16 protein-coding genes are annotated in these 19,180 nt (G+C 57.3%); 4 read left to right on the forward strand and 12 right to left on the reverse strand.

Features of this window, described 5'->3' with window-relative positions:
• Positions 1-12: 12 nt before the first annotated feature.
• The 12 genes from DXA43_RS08765 to DXA43_RS08820 all read right to left on the reverse strand — a co-directional run bounded on the left by DXA43_RS08765 (position 13) and on the right by DXA43_RS08820 (position 13,512).
• Positions 13-1,089 (reverse strand): polysaccharide pyruvyl transferase family protein, encoded by a 1,077-nt coding sequence (locus DXA43_RS08765; RefSeq protein ID WP_118256131.1) that lies wholly within the window; start codon positions 1,087-1,089, stop codon positions 13-15.
• Positions 1,090-1,122: 33 nt separating this feature from the next.
• Positions 1,123-2,043 carry an ATP-grasp fold amidoligase family protein gene (locus DXA43_RS08770; RefSeq protein WP_117806882.1) on the reverse strand — a complete coding sequence of 307 codons (921 nt, stop codon included), beginning with the start codon at positions 2,041-2,043 and terminating at the stop codon, positions 1,123-1,125.
• Positions 2,044-2,061: 18 nt separating this feature from the next.
• Positions 2,062-3,327 (reverse strand): O-antigen ligase, encoded by a 1,266-nt coding sequence (locus tag DXA43_RS08775; protein ID WP_147344748.1) that lies wholly within the window; start codon positions 3,325-3,327, stop codon positions 2,062-2,064.
• Between the two features lie 121 nt (positions 3,328-3,448).
• A complete protein-coding gene (locus DXA43_RS08780) occupies positions 3,449-4,594 on the reverse strand; it encodes a radical SAM protein (protein WP_117806884.1) in 1,146 nt (381 codons plus the stop codon).
• A 5-nt stretch (positions 4,595-4,599) separates the two neighbouring features.
• The gene (locus DXA43_RS08785) at positions 4,600-5,862 is read right to left on the reverse strand and encodes a glycosyltransferase family 4 protein (RefSeq protein ID WP_117806885.1); all 1,263 of its coding nucleotides are present in this window, start codon (positions 5,860-5,862) and stop codon (positions 4,600-4,602) included.
• The gene (locus tag DXA43_RS08790; RefSeq protein WP_233540057.1) at positions 5,859-6,971 is read right to left on the reverse strand and encodes a glycosyltransferase family 4 protein; all 1,113 of its coding nucleotides are present in this window, start codon (positions 6,969-6,971) and stop codon (positions 5,859-5,861) included. Before DXA43_RS08790 ends, DXA43_RS08785 begins: the two co-directional genes overlap by 4 nt.
• A 13-nt stretch (positions 6,972-6,984) precedes the next feature.
• Positions 6,985-8,031, reverse strand: coding sequence for an NAD-dependent epimerase/dehydratase family protein (locus DXA43_RS08795; protein ID WP_117806887.1), 1,047 nt, complete (start codon positions 8,029-8,031; stop codon positions 6,985-6,987).
• Positions 8,032-8,040: 9 nt separating this feature from the next.
• Positions 8,041-9,300, reverse strand: coding sequence for a nucleotide sugar dehydrogenase (locus DXA43_RS08800; protein WP_117806888.1), 1,260 nt, complete (start codon positions 9,298-9,300; stop codon positions 8,041-8,043).
• Positions 9,301-9,338: 38 nt separating this feature from the next.
• The gene (locus tag DXA43_RS08805) at positions 9,339-10,073 is read right to left on the reverse strand and encodes a sugar transferase (protein WP_233540058.1); all 735 of its coding nucleotides are present in this window, start codon (positions 10,071-10,073) and stop codon (positions 9,339-9,341) included.
• Positions 10,074-10,174: 101 nt separating this feature from the next.
• Positions 10,175-10,765, reverse strand: a complete 591-nt coding sequence (locus tag DXA43_RS08810) for a hypothetical protein (protein ID WP_117806889.1) — start codon at positions 10,763-10,765, stop codon at positions 10,175-10,177.
• Between the two features lie 325 nt (positions 10,766-11,090).
• On the reverse strand, positions 11,091-12,854 hold the full coding sequence (thrS, locus tag DXA43_RS08815; protein WP_117806890.1) for a threonine--tRNA ligase: 1,764 nt from the start codon (positions 12,852-12,854) through the stop codon (positions 11,091-11,093).
• A 226-nt stretch (positions 12,855-13,080) separates the two neighbouring features.
• Entirely contained in the window at positions 13,081-13,512 is a 432-nt protein-coding gene (locus DXA43_RS08820) for a zinc ribbon domain-containing protein (RefSeq protein ID WP_055251579.1), read from the reverse strand.
• A gap of 890 nt (positions 13,513-14,402) precedes the next feature.
• On the opposite strand from DXA43_RS08820, the gene DXA43_RS08825 reads away from it, so the two are divergent.
• The 4 genes from DXA43_RS08825 (at position 14,403) to DXA43_RS08840 (ending at position 18,890) form a co-directional block, all read left to right on the forward strand.
• Positions 14,403-15,863 carry an NAD(P)/FAD-dependent oxidoreductase gene (locus DXA43_RS08825; protein WP_117806891.1) on the forward strand — a complete coding sequence of 487 codons (1,461 nt, stop codon included), beginning with the start codon at positions 14,403-14,405 and terminating at the stop codon, positions 15,861-15,863.
• Positions 15,860-17,254 (forward strand): NAD(P)/FAD-dependent oxidoreductase, encoded by a 1,395-nt coding sequence (locus DXA43_RS08830; RefSeq protein ID WP_117806892.1) that lies wholly within the window; start codon positions 15,860-15,862, stop codon positions 17,252-17,254. Before DXA43_RS08825 ends, DXA43_RS08830 begins: the two co-directional genes overlap by 4 nt.
• A 3-nt stretch (positions 17,255-17,257) precedes the next feature.
• Positions 17,258-17,650 (forward strand): DUF1667 domain-containing protein, encoded by a 393-nt coding sequence (locus DXA43_RS08835; protein WP_117806893.1) that lies wholly within the window; start codon positions 17,258-17,260, stop codon positions 17,648-17,650.
• Between the two features lie 151 nt (positions 17,651-17,801).
• Complete coding sequence (locus tag DXA43_RS08840; protein ID WP_117806894.1) at positions 17,802-18,890, forward strand: Xaa-Pro peptidase family protein; 1,089 nt, start codon at positions 17,802-17,804, stop codon at positions 18,888-18,890.
• Positions 18,891-19,180 lie beyond the last annotated feature (290 nt).

Consider the following 19,180-nt stretch of genomic DNA (forward strand, 5'->3'; position numbering starts at 1 on the left):
GAAGGGACGAATTTAACGTGACAAAGCGTCTAATAAGTATGAATTGGAATATGCCCTGCGAATATCTATAGCACGGTCGATTCCAGAATAGTCGCAGTTAAGCGCGTTTGTCGCATCCGAAATACCCCACCGTTCCTCGAGGCCACACATCTGCAGCAAGGTGTTAATACGACTGTTCATGTTGGAACCGTTCGCATGTTTACGATCAAAAACGACAAAGGGACGCTTAAACAAAATCGAAAAAACCGATGCATGAAAACTATCGGTTAAGACACAGTCGGCCTTATCGATATAAGAAAGGAAATCCGAAGGATCACCGCCAAAATAGCGACAGTTAGGATTCATGTAGTCAATAATTTCATACCCGAGCGACTTCAACTCCGCCGTCAATTTAACCTGAGCATCAGACTGCTCGCCAAGATTAAATTGAAATACGTACTTCTGCTTGCAAGCCACAGGCTTTTCTATCTTACGCCATTGATTTGCAGTCAAAAGCATGGTCGGATCTAGGGTAACCGGCACTTTTCGACCAGTCAGTTCCTCTACAATGCGAGCTCCGGCATCTTCTCGCACACTAATATCCGAATAACATTCAAGAGCTTCCTTAAAGGAAGACGCCCAATTCTCGGGAAGAGATGCCAGGCCAAAACTGGCTGAGTATGCTACTCGTTTATTAGCGTCGGCAAATTGAAGAAGATAATCATTGGCGCATCTGCACTCCAGCGAATCGCCCCACCAAAGGGGATTCCAGACCTGGTCACTTCCGACAACAAAATAGTCGTACTCATCATTCAATTGAGACGAAATACCACTGCCGTTCGTTGAAATAATTCTTGTAGGAATTAGAGAATCTGTAAACTTAGAAAAAGCGGCATCGCGACCACGCTCCTTTTTAGTCCTGAACCTTATCGCACCGTTCTCCTTTTCAAAATACTTGTGAAAAATGGATTTAAGTGCAGATGATTTTTCAAGAGTAACGAGCGTATCTACATCATGCCCCATTTGGCTCAAAACGGTATGAAGCGCATAATTCTGAAGTCTATTGCCGTAATTAAAATTGCCAAATAATGTAACGATACCAATTCTCATATTAATCATCACCTTATCGTGCTTCTAAACGAATTATTGATCCCCATAGGCAAGCGACAAATCAATGAGCGATCCGAGCCATAAATCGTTTTTCTCATCAATGGGGTCAAGTCCGGCCCCATTAAACAGCGTTAACTCTCCGAAAACCAAGCGATCGCCCAGTACGTACCAATCACAACGCACTTGCGGAATTCCCCTGGTGAGGACACTGCTCAACTCGAGCATTTTCTCAAGCTTTTCAGGACGCTCAACCTCAACAGGAGAAACTGGAATGCCAGCCCAATCAATGGAGACTGGATTCCAATCCTGATCGTAATAGTTGCAAGTATGTTCACCAAACCTGCCCCTATGCACCTCAATAAGTCGAGGATTTCCGTTAAAGCACGTGACTTTATAGTCAACTAGGCCAGTATCGAGGCCTTCATCCTCGAGATACTCCTCCGCCATGACCATGGGGGTAACATCCTTATAGGGCCACTCCCTTGTCCACCAAAAATAATTACTATTGAGGTGTCTACGAAGAACCCTCTTGGCCGCATCAAAATCAAACGAGGACTTGTCGCGGCAGATAGCAACTCCGCCGCTGTCATGATTCGTCTTAAGCACGAACTGATTGGGAAGATTCTCGAGGTTTATGCTCTCGACACGGTCCCAAGAGTCATAAGTCTCAGAAACGTATTGAGCGCCAATTTTGTCAGCGACCCACTGCTTAACAGCCAGCTTGTCAACAAGGATATTGTAGAGAGGGTTACGATCATGAAGCTTTAGCCAGTTCAGCTTCTCGTTAAAGCCTTTTGGATTATCCAGATTGATATTCTTTCCAATCAGCGCCCTATACATTATTTTTAAGTGAATTTCATCAGGCAAGCAGCGAGTCCATCCCCATTTTGAGATTAATGAGTAAGCTCTCAAAGGATGCTTCATATACTGAACTGCTTTACTAATTTTTCCCATTAATTATCTCCGTTGCTCTTACGCAGCATTTTGGCGGGAAATTGAATTCCACCGGAGGCTGCAAGTTATCGCGATAGCAAAGAAATACGTAATCAGGTTTGGAATCGTTGTGAATAGAGCTCCGCTCGTGAACGCATAGCTTAAAAAGAAAACCTGAATGCAAAGTGAAAGGCGTAGAAAAGCTTTTTGTTGCCCCTCCACAACCCTCGAAATAGTCGTGAAGGTCAATACAAAACTTGTTAGACAGCTAGCAAGAACCAAGGCAGTTCCAAAAAACCCGGTTTCATATAAAAGATTAAGGAGCTCATTGTGCGCCATATATGTAATAGTAAAACCGTCAGGCCAACGATAGCAGTAGCTAGTCCAGCCATGACCAAATAAGGGTGCCTGGGAAAGGCCATTTAGGGCGTAATTCCAAAGAAATGTCCTATTGTTAACGTTGTCCTCGAAGCTGGTACCACTGGAAAAGGTTGAATTCAATCTTTCGATTGTCGCCTCAACGCCAGGAACAAGAGGCGCAAGGATAGCCACGGCAAGCAGCACCAATACCGTGACTCCAATAGCCTTAAGATATTTATGGCTATTGCCAGAAAGCAAGTAAACCAAACCAATAGCAAAAATCCCGCACAACAAATGAGCCCTTTTTGTAGTCAAAACAAGAGCAATAAAGAAAATTAACGCAAGAATGCCGTAGAACCGTTTAGTTGAACTTGACTCGCTGCCATAAAAGGACATAGAGGAAGCGAGTATTAAGCCTATCGTGCAGAAAGTTCCATTATGACTATAGTGTGACGCTAAACCCGATCGATAGTCCATTGCCATTGGCACATTTGAATAGAACGTCGGTTTTATAAAACCAGTATAGAGCTGAGGCGCTACATAGCAGGCAATAGTTGCCAATGCAAAAATGAGTAAAACCCCAATAAAAACTTTAACGGCAGGGAGAATCCAATTAGGGTTTTCAGCTGCAAAATAACTAATAACAACTACGGAGACAAGGGCAATAGTTGCAGAGAGGTCGTACCCACCGCCCAGTACAAATCCGATAGCAGCCATGACAGCAACCGCGCCCCATGGCAATAGTGGCACGATTGCCCTCAGATCAAAGGACACAATCCTGCCACTTCGAACGGCAATGGCAATCATCAGCATGATACTCAAAGCAAAAATAACAAAACTAATTCTATAAGTTATCAGAGAAGAGCAATAAGCAAATAAGCAGACGAAAAGAGCTATAACGCCAAACGCAAATTCACCTTTGCCCCGCATCTTCGGGCAATGCAAGCTTAGATACCTCCTCTTGCGAGTAGAAAAAAAAGATGACTTGTCTTCCGAGCAAAATAACTAAGAAAACTTGCTATCGTCGCGCAAAAAAGTAAGGCCAGAGGCCGACAACGCTATACCCCTACATTGCCTCATGCGTTTCATACACGTGAGCGTCCGCCTTCGACGCCTCGGACAAACCATCGTTGATCTTGGCGCACAGGTCGCAAGTCGAGCAGGCGTCGAGCTGCTCCTTGGTCACGCGACCCTCCTCGTAGTCGCGCACGATCTTGAGCTCATGCATGTCATAGGGCCTCTTGGTGAACAGCGCCTTCACCTTGTGCTTGAGTACCCACCATCCGGGCTTCCAGATGTACTTGTGCATGGCCGGGCTCACCGAGCCGATCATCCAGCAGTTGCGGTCGCAGTGGCGGACCTTCGTGCGAACCTTCTCAGCTTGGTCGGAGTTCCAGAGCTCGTCCCAGGACTCCTCGTTGAGGTTGCCCATGACCTCCTTGTCCTTGGTGCCGTTGCAGGGCATGACGTCGCCGTAGGGATCGATGAAGAAGGTGTCGAACGCCATGTCGCACGGCAGCAGGCGCGGCTGACCGTAGATGTAGTTGATGAGGCCGTGGTTGAAGTAGGCGCGGAACCACTTCTTGGGGCTGTTGGACCTGAGCAGCTCGTTGACCAGGTCCTCGAAGTTCTTCGCCACCATGGGGCGGTCGTGGATGATGTTCTTTGCCTCGACGAAGTAGAAGCTGTTGTGCAGCGACGCCGTGGCGAACTCCATGCCCAGCTCGTCCGAGATCTTGTAGAGCGGCACCAGGTCGGGCGCGTTGAGGTCCTGCACCGTCATGCCGAAGCCCACGTCGGGGTGTTTGAGCTCGACGAGCTTCTTGAGCGTGGCGTATCCTCGGTTGTAGCCGTTATCCAGGCCGCGGATCTTGTCGTTGGTCTGCTGCAGGCCCTCGATGGAGATGCGGATGCCGACGTTGGGGAACTCCTCGCACAGGTCGATGATGCGGTCGGTGAAGAAGCCGTTGGTGGAGATCACGATGCGGTCGGACTTCTTGTAGAGCTCGCGCACGATGTCCTTGAGGTCCTGGCGGATGAAGGGCTCGCCGCCGGTGATGTTGGTGAAGTACATCTTGGGGAGCTTCTTAATGGTCTCGATGGAGAGCTCCTCCTCCGGGCGGCTGGGAGCCTTGTAGCGGTTGCACATGGTGCAGCGCGCGTTGCACCGATAGGTGACGATGACGGTACCGTTGAGTTTCTTATCAGCCATGTGGATTAGTCCTCTTTCTTGGCGCAGGCAGGATCAAGAATCGCTTCAAGCTTTTCGAGATGGTTCTGCGGTGTATATTTCGTAAGCACTTTATTGCGGCCATTCATACCCTGGCGTCGGGCTTCATCCGGATTCTCCAGGTAAAAGGCGATGGTTTTCGAAAGCGCATCAACGTCGCCCAGGGGAAGCACGGACCCCGTCTCCCCGTTCTCCACCAACTCCGGCATGCAGCCGATATCGAAAACGACAACCGGCTTGCCATGTGCGTAGGCCTCGAGCACCGTGTTGGGCATGTTCTCAAACCAAGTCGAAGGGCAGAGAACGCATGCGGCGCCATCGATAAGGCGTTCCTTCTCTTCACCCTTGACGAAACCCACGAAATCCACGCGGTCCGATATACCGGCCTCTTCTACAGCCGCTTTAATTGACGCAGCGTACTCGTCGTCGGTACGCCCGGTGATCTTAAGCCTTACACCGCTGTTACACATGGCGGCGCCTACGGTTAGATCAACGCCCTTTTCGGGACTGATCCTACCAAGATAGAGAGAGTACTTTCCCGCGGTAGGACCGTCCTCAAACAGAGAAGGAGCCATAGTAAACGTCGGAACAACATTGATTTTCTCTTCCGGCACACCGGACTTTTCCAGAAGAGACGCCGTGAATGCAGAGGGACAGACAAATGCATCAACATAATCAAAAAGGCGCTTGCGGCGGTGGAACTTCATTGACGCGATACGCACTGCAGTTGTGGCCCTCGAGCCGTGGCAGCAGGACATATCGGCGGCTTTGGAGTAATCACCGTTGATACAAGCCGTACAGACCTCCCCGTTGCAGAGAAAATCGGAACGGGGGCACATAATATTGAAATCCGAAAGCCTGTGGACAACCCTTACGCCTTCATCGTGACAAGCCTTGAAGATACTCGGAGAAAGCGCGTTAATCTGTTGCAGGACGTAGACGACGTCCGGCCTCTCGTCCCGGATAAGACGTCGCAGATTCTCATATGCCTCGCGGTTATAGAAAGCGCAGGAGAGCAAACGAGCGACGTTCTTCGGAGTCTTCTTAACGTTGCTAAAGTAGGCGTCACCCGACTCGCTCTTCCCATGGGGAAAATAACGAGAATATGGTGTATCCTCATTGAGCGGGCTGCGGACCGAAAACGGAATAACAGTATGCCCAGCATCTTCGAGAAGGCGCTTAACGTTGAACATATAAATCTCGGGACCGCCCGAGACATAGTAGCGATAATTCGCCAAGATTATCTTCATCGGGCCTCTCCTTGATAAAGCTCGAGGGTCCGTTCGACCACGGAATCCCAGTCATAGTTATTTCTCACGCGCTCGCGAGCACTCTCGCCGAGCTTGTTGACCCTTTCCGGATTATCCAGAAGGCTGCGAAGGACGCAAGTAAGCTCAGAAACGTTGCCTTTGGCAAAAGTTACGCCGGAGCTTCCAAGAACGTCAGCGCATTCGGGCACATCGCTCGTAACGCAACATGTCCCGTAGGACATGGCTTCCATAAGAGAAAGGGGCATACCTTCCACATCGGAAGGGAGCACGTAGACATATGCATTCGAATAGAGCTCGGCTAGAAGGTCACCCGTGACGAATCCGGTAAAAATAACGCGCGGGTCAGAACCAGCCCGCTTTCTAAGCTCAATCTCAAATGCATCGGTGTCAGAACCACCGCCAGCAATGACCAAACGTTTATCGGTATCGAGCTGCCGGAAAGCATCGACGAGCAAATCGCAGCGTTTTTCGGGCACCAGTCGACCAAGATACAAGATGTAGTCGCCACGAGATAGGCCCCAACGTTCAGCGATTAAACTGGCATCAATACGCTCTCGTATTTCCACTCCATTGTGTATGAGAGTGGCCTCGCGACCGTATTCCTGCTTGAAGTAGCCCTCCGCAGACGACGACAGGACAATCAGCTCATTCGATTGTGTTGCAGCCGCCTTCTCGCCCATCTTGATATAAGTGCTAGCAAGTCGTCCCCACTTGGCCCTCTGCCAGTCAAGACCGTGAATCGTTGCAACAGTGCGAATTCCTGCCCGACGGGCAAGGGGCAGTGGAACACAGGGGCCTTCGGCGTGGTAATGAATCACGTCAGGACGGTCCTTAATCGCCTGTCGAGTCGCAAAATAAGACGAAGAAAGTGCAGCGAGGCCCTTCTTATCAATTGTCTTAACCGGCACAATGCGCACGCCGTCAACAACACGCTCGGAAAGAGATGTCGACTCTCCAGTCATCACGTCAGAACCAGAACGGTCGTAGCATGTAACCTCATGGCCTAGTTCGGCCATGCGACGAGCCAGCTCCGTAACAACAACTTCGACCCCGCCTTCACGAGATCCAAATCGCTTATGTCCAATCATTGCTATCCGCACGCTAGCAACAACCCCCGTAAAACTCGCGATACCACTTGGCGAAGGCCCTCAAGCCGTCCTCGAGCGGCGTCGCGGGTTTGTAGCCAAGGTCACGCTGGAGCGCCGTGGTGTCGGCGTAGGTGACGGGAACGTCGCCGGGCTGCATGGGCACGAGCTGTTTATGGGACTCGAAGTCATAGTCGACCGGGAGCACGCCCTCCTCCACCAGCACGCGCTGCAGCGTGTCGACGAAGTCGAGAAGGTTCTCGGGGTGCGAGTTGCCGATGTTGTAGACGCGGTGCGCGGCGAGCGGCAGCCCGTCCTCGCCCATCTTCACCTCGGGGGCGGCGTCCATGACGCGCCTGACGCCCTCGACGATGTCGTCAACGTAGGTGAAGTCGCGGCGGCAGTCGCCCATGTTGAAGATCTTGATGGTGTCGCCGCGGCGCAGCTTCTCGGTGAAACCGAAGTAGGCCATGTCGGGCCTGCCCATGGGGCCGTAAACCGTGAAGAAGCGGAGGCCGGTGGCCGGGATGGAATAGAGCTTTGAGTAGGCGGCCGCCATGAGCTCGTTAGACTTCTTGGTGGCGGCATAGAGCGAAACCGGCGAGTCGACGCGGTCCTCCTCGGAGAACGGAACCTTCTTGTTGCCGCCGTAGACCGAGCTGGAGCTCGCGTAGACAAGATGCCTCACCGGGTGGTGGCGGCAGGCCTCGAGCACGTTGAAGAAGCCCACGAGGTTACTCTCAAGGTAGGCGCGCGGGTTCTCGATGGAGTAGCGGACGCCCGCCTGTGCGGCAAGGTTCACAACGACATCGAAGCCGTTCTCCGCGAACAGGCGCTCGATGAGGGCGGCATCGCACAGGTCGCCGCGAACGAAGGCGAAGCGGCCGTCGGTGTCTACCTCGGCCAGCATGCGCAGGCGCGCTTCCTTGATGCCGGGGTCGTAGTAGCTGTTGAGGTTGTCGAGGCCGACGATCGTGTCATCGGTTTCCTCGAGCAGCTTCTTGACGAGGAACGCACCAATAAAGCCGGCGGCTCCGGTGACGAGGACTTTTCTATTTGCCATTCATACCACCTAGTCTCGTTTAAACAGGTCGCGTGTATAGACCTTGTCCGCCACGTCCGCGAGCTCGTCGCTCCAGCGGTTGGCGACGATCACGTCGCAGCCGGCCTTGAAGGCCTCCAGGTCGTGGGTCACCTCGGAGCCGAAGAACTCCGGCGCGTCCAGCGTGGGCTCGTAGACCACCACGGGCACGCCCTTGGCCTTCACGCGCTTCATGATGCCCTGGATGGAGCTCGCGCGGAAGTTGTCGGAGTTGGACTTCATCGTCAGGCGGTATACGCCCACGACCGGCTTCTCCTTGCCGGCGTACACGCGGCCCCACACCATCTGCAGCACCTCGTCGGCGACGAAGTCCTTGCGGGTGCGGTTGGCCTCCACGATGGCCTCGATCAGGTTCTGCGGTACGTCCTTGTAGTTGGCCAGCAGCTGCTTGGTGTCCTTGGGCAGGCAGTAGCCGCCGTAGCCGAAACTGGGGTTGTTGTAGTGGCTGCCGATGCGCGGCTCCAGGCACACGCCGTCGATGACGTCGCGAGTGTTGAGGCCGCGGACCTCGCAGTAGGTGTCGAGCTCGTTGAAGTAGGCCACGCGCAGCGCCAGGTATGTGTTGGCGAAGAGCTTGACGGCCTCGGCCTCGGTGGTGCCCAGCACGAGCTCGGGGATGCCCTTCGAGCCGTCGGCGTTGACGCGATCGAGCTCGGCGGGGTCGGCGCCCTGCGCGAGCAGGCCGGCGAAGTGCTCGGCGGCGGTCACTGCGTCGGCGTCCTCCTTCGGCGCGCCAACCACGATGCGGCTGGGGTGCAGGTTGTCGTAGAGAGCCTTGCTCTCGCGCAGGAACTCCGGGCTGAAGAAGATCTTGCTGTCGCCCAACCTCTCGCGAAGGCCCGCGGTGTAGCCGACGGGGATCGTCGACTTGATGACGATCCAGGCGTCCGGGTTCACCGAGCGCACGGCGGCGATGGCGGCCTCGACGGAGCTCGTGTCGAAGAAGTTCCTGTCTGAGTCGTAGTTGGTGGGCGTGGCGATGACGGCGAAGTCGGCGCCAGCGTAGGCCTCGACCACGTCGACGGTGGCGTGCAGGTCGAGTTCGCGCTCCCCCGCCTTTGCCTCTGCTAGGAAGCGCTCGATCTCGTTGTCCTGGATGGGCGACACGAAGTTGTTGATCTTCTCGACCTTCTCGGGAACGATGTCCAGCGCATGGACCTCGTTGTGCTGCGAGAGCAGGACGGCGAGGGACAGGCCGACGTAGCCGGTACCGGCGACGGCAATCTTCATTTTCTTCTCCGATTCGAATCGAGCATTAGAGTTAGGCATTAGTACGCATCGCTTCCGTTGAAGACCTCCAGAACCGTGAGGAGGACGATCTTGAGATCCATGACGATTCCGCGCTTGGCTATGTACTCGAGATCACGGCGGACCATGCCGTCGAACCCGGTGGAGTTTCGCTCCGTAACCTGCCAGAGCCCCGTAATACCTGGCTTCACCGCTAGCCTCTGCAGGTCGTACTCGGTGTACTCCGCGACTTCGTTCGGCAGCGGCGGGCGCGGGCCGACGACGGACATCTGACCCAGGAATACGTTGAGGAACTGTGGGAACTCGTCGATGGAGTGCTTGCGGATGAACCTGCCGATCTTGGTGACGCGGGGGTCCTCCCTCATCTTGAACATGGCGCCGGCGATCTCGTTCTGCTCCCTGAGCTCGGCGAGGCGCTCGTCGGCGTCCCTGTACATTGATCGGAACTTCCACATGCGAAAGGTTGACAGGCTGCCGTCGCGGTGGGTCTGGCCCACGCGGATCTGGCTGTAGAAGGGGTTGCCCTCGCTCTCCAGGCGGATGGCCGTGGCCAGCACCAGGCTGGGTATGGCGATGACGGCCAGCGCGCAGCCACTGAAAACGATGTCGAACGCGCGCTTGACGGCGTGGTAGACCAGGCGCGAGTTGTCCCAGTCCATGATGGATTGCATGGCCTTATATCGACCGGCGCCTTCACGCCGGTCCATGGCTTGAGCAATCAGCGCCGCCCCTACGGGCGCATTGCTCTCTGTCACTTCTTTATTAGCAGTCACGATAAAACTTACGTCCCTGTCCCCAGGAACCCCCCCCGTCCATGAATTCAAAAAACGAATGATTTGCCGGTGCAACGTCTCCCTTACGTTTTGCTGGGCACGTCGAGCGCAAGCAGCTCCCTAAATGCGGAGTCTCCTTCGCCTACGTCCACCAGGCACCAGCGCTTATGACGGTCGATCTTTTTAACTCGGGCCTCTTGCCCCACCAAAGGGCCCTGTTCTATGTGCAGCACGCCGTCTTCTATGCGGGCGACGCTGTTGCGCACCACGCCATCGTCGTCGAGCACGCTGCGATACCAGTCCTGCGCATCGTCCGGCATGGGCATGTACGCCCGCTCCCTACTACCGGCGATGCGACAGCCAAAGCTCAACTGGGCCAAAGCCCTATCGAGCGCGGCGGCATCGTGCGTGGCGACGAAGAAATATTCCTTGTACATGGGTTTGGTTTGGAGCGACCATGCACCGTCCCGCTTAAACCAGAACTCCTTTTGCATCACAAAAGCGCTCTGCATCAAGTTGTGCGGGATAATGCGGCGAACCTTTTCGCAGGTCTCGCGCTCTTTTCCATGGGGGGTGTGGATCAGATACCAGCGGACGCGGCCGTGCTGGCTGTTGGTAGTGGCGCTGTTGAATGCGCCCGGCAGCTGCTCTTGGCGCCGTGCCGTCTGTTCCATGTTCTCGCCCCCCTTTGGCTTTGCGATGCACGCAAATGCAGGGGCGTTTAGAACAGGCTTCTCGCTCGCAGCTAGGCGCAGTCGCAAAAGTACAGGTCTTTGTATCTTTCGATAGACGACATTATACGAGCAATTAACCAGCGTTTGCCCAGATTACGCAAAATGTACTGCTAGAAGGTACATCTCCATACCCCTCTATAAAAACCTGTACCTTTTTGTGCAACAAAAAAAGCCGCTCAACCAGCGGCTTTTCTTATTTCGGCATGAAAAAAAGGCGACCGCCCTATGTGGACGGTCGCCTTTGTTAATTGTTGTGAAGTTTGCCTTAGGCGCGGGTCTTGATCTCCTCGAGCACCTTGGAAACAAACTCGTCAACGCTCATCTGAACGGTCTCATTGGAGCGATCGCGAACAGAGATGTTGCCGGCCTCGACCTCCTTCTCGCCAAGGATGAGCATGTAGGGCACGCGGTCGATGCTGCGAGCCTCGCGGATCTTGTAGCCGATCTTCTCGTCGCGATCGTCGCAGACCACGCGAATGCCGGCCTCCTCCAGCTTGGCGCACACCTCGTGGGCGTAGTCGCGGCTCTTCTCGGAAACCGGAAGTGCCTTGACCTGCACGGGAGCCAGCCAAGTGGGGAACTTGCCCGCAAAGTGCTCGATCAGAATACCGATGAAGCGCTCAATGGAGCCGAAGCATACGCGGTGCAGCATAATGGGGCGCTTCTTGGTGCCGTCGGCGTCCACGTACTCCAGGTCAAAGTTGAGCGGCATCTGGAAGTCGAGCTGCACGGTACCGCACTGCCAGGTACGGCCGAGCGAGTCCTCCAGGTGGAAGTCGATCTTGGGGCCGTAGAAGGCGCCGTCGCCCTCGTTGACCTCGTAGTCCATGCCCAGCTTTTCCAGAGCGGTGCGCAGGCCCTCCTCGGCGCGCGCCCAGTCCTCGTCCGAACCCATGGAGTCCTCGGGGCGGGTGGAAAGCTCGACGTGGTACTTAAAGCCAAACTTCTGGTACACGGAGTCGATGAGGTTGACCACGCCCACGATCTCGTCGGTCAGCTGGTCGGGACGGACAAACAGGTGGGCGTCGTCCTGGTTAAAGCAGCGCACGCGGAACAGACCGTGCAGGGCGCCGCGCAGCTCGTGGCGGTGCACCAGGCCAATCTCGCCGGCGCGGATGGGCAGCTCGCGATAGGAGTGCGGCTTGGAGGCGTACACCAGCACGCCGCCCGGGCAGTTCATGGGCTTAATGCAGTACTCTTCGTCGTCGATAACGGTGGAGTACATGTTGTCCTTGTAGTGGTCCCAGTGGCCCGAGGTCTTCCACAGCTGCTTGTTCATGATGAGCGGCGTGGAGATCTCCACGTAGCCGGCCTTGCGGTGAATCTCGCGCCAGTAGTCCAGCAGCGTGTTTTTAAGGATCATGCCGTTGGGCAGGAAGAACGGGAAGCCGGGGGCCTCGTCGCGCATCATAAAGAGGTCCATCTCGCGGCCGATCTTGCGGTGGTCGCGCTTCTTGGCCTCCTCCAGCATATGCATGTGCTCGTCGAGCTCTTCCTTGGTGGCAAAGGCGACGCCGTTGATGCGGGTGAGCATCTTGTTGTCCTTGTCGCCCTTCCAGTAGGCGCCCGAGACGCCGGTGAGCTTAAAGGCCTTGAGCGCCTTGGTGTAGCAGATGTGGGGGCCGACGCACATGTCGATGTAGTCGCCCTGCTGGTAGAAGGTGATGCGGGCGTCGTCGTCCAGGTCGCCGATGTGCTCGACCTTGTACTTCTCGCCGCGCTCCTCCATAAGGGCGATGGCCTCGGCGCGGGGCTTCTCGTACACGGAGAACTTGAGGTTCTCCTTGACGATCTTTTTCATCTCGGCCTCGATCGCGGGGAAGTCGTCCTCGCTGATCTTGACGCCCTCGGGCAGGTCGACGTCGTAGTAGAAGCCGTTGTCGGTCGCGGGGCCGTAGGCAAAGTCGGCCTCGGGGTACAGGCGCTTGATGGCCTGCGCCATGATGTGCGCGGCGGAGTGGCGGATGACGTGCGTGACCTCGTCCTGCGGGAGCTCGGCCACCGAACCGTCATTGTAGAGTGCCTTCATGGGTATGTTTTCTCCTCTCGGATGCCTGATGCAAGTGCGTGCGATGCGCTCGGCGTTTTTGACTTGCATCATTATAGGCAGGTTGCCTTGGTATACAAGCGCCCGCCGCACCTTAATGGCACGGCGGGCGATTTTCTACGCATGCTTCATCGTGTGGGGGCGGGGTGTGGGGCGCGCGCGGCTTGCGGCGCGCCCGTGGTTTGCGGCCGGCCCGGCGATGGATGCGTTACTGGATGCGAGTTCGGCAGTAGGGGCAGACCTTCCAGTGCGCATCGAGCGGGCGATGGCAGCTGGGGCACACGTTGCGAACCTGGGTATCGCACACCGGGCAGACCACAAAGTCCTTCTCGATGGGCGCGCCGCACTGCGGGCAGGTGCCGTACTGGGCAAGCTGGCGCTCGCGCAGGGCCATGTCCAGCTCCTGCTCCTCGCGGTCGGAGGCGTAGGAGTGCGGGCGCAGGACCAGATAGGCAATGAGGCCTACAAACGGGATGAGGGCGATGATGCCCCATGCCACGTAGGCGCTGGCGCCGCGGCGGCGAGCGTCGATGAACACATAGACGACCGACAGCACATACAGGGCGATGATAAAGCCAACGAAGGCATAGACGACGCCCATAAGCTGCGGCGACATGAGCTCGGAGATGTACTTGGACATTGGGGTGTACCTTTCGGATTATTTACATTCCGGTCAAGTTTACCACGGGGTTTGTTTATATGGGACCACGGCTAGGGGCGGGGCTGGCGCGGACACAAACATCTCAATCTGTAACAGGTGGGAGCGGAATCCGGGTCTAGGTGTTACAGATCGAGACGAACGGAAGGGGCGCTAGACTAACGTCTCAATCTGTAACATCTGGAACCAAATTTCCCCTCTTACTGTTACAGATCGAGACATTCAAAATCCGCCGGAAGGTTTGTCTTGATCTGTAACATCTAGAACCCAAATCCTCGTCTAACTGTTACAGATCGAGACAAAGGAAAACGTCCAGTCCAAATGTCTCAATCTGTAACAACCACTCGGCAAAAACAGCCCCAGATGTTACAGATTTAGACAAACTACTCTCTCCTCGACTTAGATCTTGATCTGTAACATCTAGAACCCAAAAAACAGTTCTTACTGTTACAGATCGAGACAACCAGAATCCGTCGGAAAGATTGTCTCAACCTGTAGCAAAAAGGACCCAAAAACCCTGCCAGTTGTTACAGATCGAGACATACGAATAACCCGACGGGCTAACGTCTCGATCTGTAACACATAGAACCGATTTCCCCCTCTTACTGTTACAAATCAAGACGAACGGAGGGTCCGTCTAGCAAACGTCTCGATCTGTAACATCTGGAACCCAAATCCTTGTCTAACTGTTACAGATGGAGACGAACGGTTGCCGTAGCTGTCGGCAGACGAGGCCAACATCCGTGCCGGGTCTCCCCTCGCCTGCCGTTGGCGGGTGTTGCAGGGCTGTTCGCCGCATTGCCGCCGCACTGGGAACGCGCAGACCGTAGGATAGTCTTATTGACAGCCTGTCAACTTGTCTGGGAGGCACTGTGACGGAAACGTTTGATATCGCAATTGTGGGCGCGGGCATCACCGGGTGTGCCATCGCGCGGCAGCTCGCGCGCTATGACCTATCCATTTGTGTGGTCGAGGCGGCCAACGATGTCGCCCTAGGCGCATCGAAGGCCAACGGCGGCCTGGTACACGCCGGCTACGATCCGGCGCCGGGCACCGTAAAGGCGCAGGTCAACGCCCGCGGCTGCGAGCTATATGGCACGTGGGCCCAGGAGCTTGGATTTTTGTTCCGCCGCACCGGGTCGATGGTGCTGGGGTTTAACGACGAAGACCGCGCACACCTAGAGAAGCTGCGCCAGAATGGCCTAGCCAACGGCGTGCCCGAGCTGTCGATTATCGGCCCCGAGCGCATCCGCGAGCTGGAACCGCGCGCGAGTGCCGATGCAACGTGCGCGTTGTGGTGCCCATCGACTGGGTTTGTCGACCCGTTTGAGGTTGCCATCGCCGCACTGGAGAACGCCGTGGCCAACGGGGTGACGTTTATGCGCTCCGCACCGGTGGAGGCGATTGAAATCGCGGGCTCGGGCGACGACGTGCGCTTTACGTTGGCGACGCCCGCCGGAGACGTGCGCTGCCGCTACCTGATCAACGCCGCGGGCAACGGCGCCGCGAACATCTCGCATATGGCGGGCGCCGAGGAGTTCCAGATGGTATGGCGCCAGGGCAACATCGTGGTGCTGGACAAGGAACCGCGCACGCTCATGCCGCTCTACCCGGTGCCGACGCCGATATCGAAGGGCGTTATCGTCACGGGCACCGTGCACGGCAACACCGTGATCACCGCCACGGCCGCCGTGCGCGAGCCGGGCGACACGCAGACCTATGCGAGCGATGTGAACGCGCTGCTGACCGGCGCGCGCAAGCTGGTGCCCGACCTGGACACGCGCCGCGTGGTGCGCGCGTTTGCCGGCGGGCGCCCGGTCATTCAGGGAACGAACGACTTCTTTATTGGACAGTCGGCCGTGGTGCCGGGGCTGTTCCAGGCGGCGGGCATTCAGTCGCCAGGCGTCGCGAGCGCGCCGGCCATTGCCGAGCGCATGGTGCAGGTGTTGCGCAACGCCGGCGTGCCTCTGCGCGAACGCGCCGATTGGGACCCGATCCGCCACGCGCCGGACGACTTTGACCGCGAGACGCTTGCGCGCAAGGAAGAGCTCATTAAGTCCGACCCCGCGTGGGGGCAGATCGTCTGCCGCTGCGAGACGGTGCCCGAGGCCGAGATAGTGGCCGCGATCCGACGCCACCCGGGAGCGGTTTCGGTCGAGGGCGTCAAGCGCCGCTGCCGAGCCGGCATGGGTCGGTGCCAAAGCGGCTTTTGCCAGAGCCGCGTGGTGGCGATCCTGGCGCGCGAGCTGGGCTGCGACCCCAGCGAAGTGCTGTTGGAAGATGCCGGATCTTGGTTGGTCGAGGGACCGCTGAAGGGGGGTGCGCTAGGATGACGGAAATCAAATCAAGCGCGATTGATTACGGTGTCGTAGAAGCCGTACAAACGCAAGCCTTCGACGTGGTCGTTATCGGCGGCGGACCTGCCGGCATGGCGGCCGCGCTGGCCGCGCATAAGGCAGGCGCACGCGTCGCCATCGTGGAGCGCGAGCAACACCTGGGCGGCATCCTCCGCCAGTGCATCCACCCCGGCTTTGGCCTGTCGCACTTTAAACAGGAGCTCACCGGCCCCGAGTACGCGCAGCGCTTTATCGACCAGGTGCACGCAACCGACATTGCGCTGTTCCTCAACAGCATGGTGATTGGGATTGATTCAGGCGAGGGCGCGGACGCAGCCGTGAGCGCGTCGGGCGTGGACGAGGCCCCGGGAGCCACCGCGGTCCATACCGTCACGCTCATGAACCCCGCCGGCATGCTGCAGCTCACCGGGCGCGCGGTCGTTCTTGCCATGGGTTGCCGTGAGCGCACCCGCAGCGAAATCAAGATCCCCGGTAGCCGTCCCGCCGGCGTGTTTACGGCCGGCTTGGCGCAGAGATACATCAATATCGAAAACCTCAAGCCCGGCTCGCGCGCCGTCATTTTGGGCTCGGGCGACATCGGGCTTATCATGGCGCGCCGCTGCACGCTCGAGGGGATTTCCGTCGAGGGCGTGTACGAGCTCATGCCGTACGCCAACGGACTGCGCCGCAATGTTAAGAACTGTCTGGACGACTTTGGCATTCCGCTGCACCTGTCTACCACCGTCACGCGCGTGATCGGGCACGACCGTGTGGAGGCCGTCGAGGTGAGCCAGGTCGACGAGCACCTGGCGCCCATTCCGGGGACCGAGCGCATTGTTCCGTGCGACACACTGCTACTTTCGGTGGGATTGATTCCCGAGAACGAGCTTTCGGTTGCCGCAGGCGTGGAGCTTGACCCGCGCACGCGCGGCGCCGTAGTTGACCAGAGCCTCCAGACAGGCGTGCCGGGCATCTTTGCCTGTGGCAACGTGCTGCACGTGCACGACCTGGCCGACAACGTGACGTGTGAGTCCGAGAGGGCTGGCGCAGCTGCAGCGGCATGGGCATTGGGCGGCGACGCCGGGGCGAGCGCTGCGGGCCCGGGTTGCGAGCTCACGGTCTCCCCTGCAGGCATTGCGGGATACGCGCTGCCGGGACGCATTACGGCCGTGGCACTCACCAAACTCAACTTCCGCGTACGCCGGCCGGTCGATACCGCTCGAGTACGCATCTTGGCCAACGGCGAAGAAGTGTTTGCGGGCAAAGTCCGCGCGTTTAAACCGAGCGTCATGGAAAGCTTCCCGCTGCCGGCTAAGGTGATTCAACGCGCACTCGACCTGGGTGCCAGCGAAATCGTCCTGTCCGTCGATCCCGTTGAGGAGGCATAGCTCATGAGTACGAATGTGACCGAGACGCTGCAGTTCAACTGCACCACCTGCCCATCCGAGTGCCTCCTGACCGTAGAGGTGGAGCACGACGCCAATGGCACCGTGGTGGAAGTGCGCTCCGTAACCGGTAACAACTGCCCGCGCGGCGATACGTTCGCACATCAGGAGCTCACCTGCCCCATGCGCGTGCTCACAACGACCGTGGCCGTCTCCGGCGGCGACGAAGCCCTTCTCCCCGTGCGCACGGCCGAAGCCATCCCGCTGGAGCTTCACGCCCAAGCTATGGACCTCATCCGCGGCGTGGTCGTCGAGGCCCCCATCCGCATGGGCGACATCGTTCTGAAGAACCTCCTCAACACCAACATCGACCTCATCGCCAGCATGGACATCGAGTAGCTAATTTGGGACGGGCTCTTTTAGCTGCTTTTGCCTGCACGCTTGCCAGGCTGGCCATGCCAAGGAGTGTCCAAAGGTGCCGGCATAAAAGGAACGTCCCTATGTGCCGGGCTTGGGATACCATGGTGGCACCATAGTGAAAGGATGTTTCATGGCACATGTCGATGACCAGCGTGTGGCACGCGTGCTCGATGCGCTCGAGGCTCAGCACCCCGGCGCACAGCTGCTCGTAAACGACCCATGGTCGATCTATTACCTGACCGGCTTTTATGCCGATATGTTCGAGCGTTTTTGCGGCGTGCTGCTCGTGCGCGATGCCGAGCCGGTGATCCTGGTCAACGCACTGCATCAACTGCCCGAGTACGACAATGCCCGCGTCGCCTATCACACCGATACCGATGTCGTGGCCGACGCCATCGCTCGCGAGGTCGATCCGACCAAACCGCTCGGCATCGACACCGTCATGCGTTCCGGCTTTTTGATGCCGCTCATAGAGCACCACGCCGCAAGCGAGTTTTTCCTGGGTGACTTTGCCGTCACCGCCGCGCGCACCCACAAGGATGCCGCCGAGCAGGAGCTTATGCGCGTGTCCTCGGCCGCCAACGACGCCGTGATGGCCGATGCCATCAAACTCGTCCACGAGGGCGTGACGGAGCGCGAAATCGCCGACCAGATGCTCGGCCTGTACCGCAAGCACGGCTGCGAGGGCTTTAGCTTTCCGCCCATCGTGAGCTTTGGCGCCAACGCCGGCGACCCGCATCACGAACCCGACGATACCGTGCTCAAGCATGGCGACGTGGTGCTGTTCGACATTGGCGGACGCCGTCGCAACTACTGCTCGGACATGACACGCACGTTCTTTTGGGGCCAGCCGGACGAAGAGACCGCGCACGTCTACGACATCGTGCGCCGCGCCAACGAGGCCGCCGAGGCGCTCATCACGCCGGGCGTTCGTATGTGCGACTTGGACCGCGCCGCACGCGACGTGATTGAGGACGCTGGCTACGGCAAGTACTTCACGCATCGCCTGGGCCACTCGATCGGCCTGCAGGACCACGAGCCGGGCGACGTTTCCCTTGTCAACGAGCAGGTCGTAGAGCCGGGCATGACGTTCTCTATCGAGCCGGGCATCTACCTCCCCGGCCGCACCGGCGTCCGCATCGAGGACCTGTGCCTGGTTACCGAGTCCGGCGTCGAGATCCTCAACGCCTACCCCCACGATCCGGTCCGCCTAGACTAGCCAATGTGCCAAAGGGACAGTCCCTTTGGCACATCCCGTTAACGCAGTGCCACGAAAACGGGCCATCTACTACGTTTAACCCGCATGGGTCGACCATGCGGGTCTTTTTTTAAAAATGGCAAGCCCTTTACCTGCGGTTTTGATTTCGCAATTCTCGGTATGGTCGAGGGTTACCGGTCAAACGTAGTAAATAGGCCCATTTCGTGGCGAGCAAGTCAACTCGAGGCGCAGGGCAGCCAAAAAAGCCCCATTACAGTTTGAGTCGTCCGAAAGGGCGGCTCTTTTCCGTT

This window comes from Collinsella sp. OF02-10 (genome assembly GCF_003463445.1).
Lineage (GTDB): Bacteria > Actinomycetota > Coriobacteriia > Coriobacteriales > Coriobacteriaceae > Collinsella.

Coding starts and splice junctions, on each gene's coding strand:
- DXA43_RS08765 (WP_118256131.1), bottom strand. CDS start 1,089: ATGAGAATTGGTATCGTTACATTATTTGGCAATTTTAATTACGGCAAT.
- DXA43_RS08770 (WP_117806882.1), bottom strand. CDS start 2,043: ATGGGAAAAATTAGTAAAGCAGTTCAGTATATGAAGCATCCTTTGAGA.
- DXA43_RS08780 (WP_117806884.1), bottom strand. CDS start 4,594: ATGGCTGATAAGAAACTCAACGGTACCGTCATCGTCACCTATCGGTGC.
- DXA43_RS08785 (WP_117806885.1), bottom strand. CDS start 5,862: ATGAAGATAATCTTGGCGAATTATCGCTACTATGTCTCGGGCGGTCCC.
- DXA43_RS08790 (WP_233540057.1), bottom strand. CDS start 6,971: ATGATTGGACATAAGCGATTTGGATCTCGTGAAGGCGGGGTCGAAGTT.
- DXA43_RS08795 (WP_117806887.1), bottom strand. CDS start 8,031: ATGGCAAATAGAAAAGTCCTCGTCACCGGAGCCGCCGGCTTTATTGGT.
- DXA43_RS08800 (WP_117806888.1), bottom strand. CDS start 9,300: ATGAAGATTGCCGTCGCCGGTACCGGCTACGTCGGCCTGTCCCTCGCC.
- DXA43_RS08810 (WP_117806889.1), bottom strand. CDS start 10,765: ATGGAACAGACGGCACGGCGCCAAGAGCAGCTGCCGGGCGCATTCAAC.
- thrS (WP_117806890.1), bottom strand. CDS start 12,854: ATGAAGGCACTCTACAATGACGGTTCGGTGGCCGAGCTCCCGCAGGAC.
- DXA43_RS08820 (WP_055251579.1), bottom strand. CDS start 13,512: ATGTCCAAGTACATCTCCGAGCTCATGTCGCCGCAGCTTATGGGCGTC.
- DXA43_RS08830 (WP_117806892.1), top strand. CDS start 15,860: ATGACGGAAATCAAATCAAGCGCGATTGATTACGGTGTCGTAGAAGCC.
- DXA43_RS08835 (WP_117806893.1), top strand. CDS start 17,258: ATGAGTACGAATGTGACCGAGACGCTGCAGTTCAACTGCACCACCTGC.
- DXA43_RS08840 (WP_117806894.1), top strand. CDS start 17,802: ATGGCACATGTCGATGACCAGCGTGTGGCACGCGTGCTCGATGCGCTC.